A 1946-nucleotide genomic window follows, 5' to 3' on the forward strand; every position below is an offset into this window, starting at 1 on the left:
CCGCCGCTACGGCGGCCGGCCGCACTGGGGCAAGCTGCACAGCGTGTCGGGCGACCAACTGGCCGCGCTCTATCCGCGCTGGAAGGATTTCCTGAAGGTGCGGGCGGCGCTGGACCCGGACGGACGGATGCTCAACCCGTACCTGAAGGGGCTGTTTGGGGTGTAGGCGCGGACGGGGCCGGCAAAGGAAAAGCCCCGGCGCGGACGCCGGGGCCTTCTAGAATCTTCGATGTCGGCCGGCTTCAGCCCGCCAGATATTGCGCCACGCGGCCTTCAAGCTCCGCCGCCAGCACCTTGCCGACCGGGTGGGTGTCGACCCTGATGTCGTCGCGGACGCAGGCCTTGATGGCGTCGATATGGGCGTCGACCAGGAACATCGGGGCCGCCAGGCGGGTGTCCGGGTCGTCGATCAGCTTGCACAGCGAGGCGGCCAGGCGGGTGATCAGCGGGAATTCGTAGGTGGCGCCCAGGCCCTTGAGGTCATGGGCGCGCAGATAGAGGGTCTCGACCGTCTCGGCGGTCAGGCCCTGGGCCCGGACGTCCTGGCGGGCGGCCTCCAGCTTGACGATCTCGTCGTTCAGCCACTGGGCGAAGTTGCCCGACAGGCTTTTCAGCGCGGCCTCGGCCTTGGCGATCGCCGCCATGTCGATCCCGCCCCGTCCGCCAACCTTGAGCTTGAGCATGTTCGGCACCTGAATCACTTCCGCGGCGGACTTGTTGGTCACGGACGCCTCCCATCGGCATTAGGTACAGAATGTAAAATCGAAGGCGTTAAGATTAGATGAGACGCCCGTTTTCACCCTGGCCAAACACCGGTCATTGCCCTGACCAATATTCATCCGTCCGACTAGGCCGAGAACTGCTCCGTCAGGACCCTTTCCTCCAGGCTTCGACCGGCGTCGAAGAGCATGGAAAGGCTGGCGCTGCTGTCCTCGGCGATATGGACTTCGACCACGTCGCGAACCTCGAAATTGTCGGCCACGGCGCTTACCGGTCTCTTATCGCATTCCAGGACCTCGAAGGTCACCCGCGCCGTCTGCGGCAAAAGCGCGCCACGCCAGCGACGCGGGCGGAAGGCGCTGATCGGGGTCAGGGCCAGCACCTGGGCGCCGATCGGGATGATCGGGCCGTGGGCCGACAGGTTGTAGGCCGTCGAGCCGGCCGGGGTGGCCAGCAGCACGCCGTCGCAGACCAACTCGCCCATCCGCACCTTGCCGTCGATGCTGATCCGCAGCTTGGCGGTCTGGCGGGTCTGGCGCAGCAGCGACACCTCGTTGATGGCCAGGGCCCGGTGCTGCTTGCGGTTGGAGTCGATGGCGACCATGGCCAGCGGGTGGATCACGGCCCGTTCGGCGGCGTTGATCCGCCCCAGCAGGTCGTCCTCGCTGTATTCGTTCATCAGGAAGCCGACCGAGCCGCGGTTCATGCCGTAGATCGGCGTCTGGCGCTCCATGGTGTCGTGCAGGGTCTCCAGCATGAAGCCGTCGCCGCCCAGGGCGACGATCACCTGGGCGTTCTCGTCGCCGACGTCGCCGTAGCGGGCGGTCAGGCGCTCGAGGGCTTCCTGCGCCTCGGGGCGGTCACTGGCCTTGAAGGTCAGGCGAGTCACGAAGGGCAGGGGCTGGAACATTTCGCCAAGTGGCGGGATCGCCGCGTGCTTGTCAAACCGTTGCGGGTTCGGCGTTTCAGGCTGCGCTGACCGCCTGGCGGAACGCCATGGCGGCGATGTCGGGCGCGAAGGGGCCGAAGGCGCCACTGGCCTTGCGTGCGGCTTCCGCTCCGCCGCCCGGACGGCCGCCGTTCAACTGGCGCACATGGTCCAGGATGGTCGGGAAGACACTGCGGTCGATGCCCACGGCCGAACAGGCCAGGGCGAGAAGCTCGGGGCGGTTGCTGTCGACGGCCCGCCGCACCTGGCGGATGTCGAACTGGCCCAGGCGCGCCAG

At 67.4% G+C, this 1946-nt stretch carries 3 protein-coding genes and 1 pseudogene; 1 reads left to right on the forward strand and 3 read right to left on the reverse strand.

Going from position 1 to position 1946, the window contains the following annotated elements; genetic code table 11:
- Positions 1-166: D-arabinono-1,4-lactone oxidase (locus PMI01_RS00005; RefSeq protein ID WP_007661372.1), on the forward strand; the 166-nt coding region annotated here is incomplete at its 5' end.
- Between the two features lie 76 nt (positions 167-242).
- On the opposite strand, the gene PMI01_RS00010 is transcribed toward PMI01_RS00005, so the two are convergent.
- The 3 genes and pseudogenes from PMI01_RS00010 to PMI01_RS00020 form a co-directional block, all read right to left on the reverse strand.
- The gene (locus PMI01_RS00010) at positions 243-725 is read right to left on the reverse strand and encodes a histidine phosphotransferase (RefSeq protein ID WP_007661373.1); all 483 of its coding nucleotides are present in this window, start codon (positions 723-725) and stop codon (positions 243-245) included.
- Between the two features lie 122 nt (positions 726-847).
- The gene (locus tag PMI01_RS00015; RefSeq protein ID WP_007661375.1) at positions 848-1630 is read right to left on the reverse strand and encodes an NAD kinase; all 783 of its coding nucleotides are present in this window, start codon (positions 1628-1630) and stop codon (positions 848-850) included.
- 55 nt (positions 1631-1685) lie between these two features.
- Positions 1686-1946: pseudogene (locus PMI01_RS00020) on the reverse strand (DUF2336 domain-containing protein); the annotation flags it as partial.

The organism is Caulobacter sp. AP07 (assembly GCF_000281955.1).
Lineage (GTDB): Bacteria > Pseudomonadota > Alphaproteobacteria > Caulobacterales > Caulobacteraceae > Caulobacter.

Excerpts from the sequence above, each read along its gene's own strand:
- PMI01_RS00015 (WP_007661375.1), bottom strand. The coding sequence starts at position 1,630 with ATGTTCCAGCCCCTGCCCTTCGTGACTCGCCTGACCTTCAAGGCCAGT.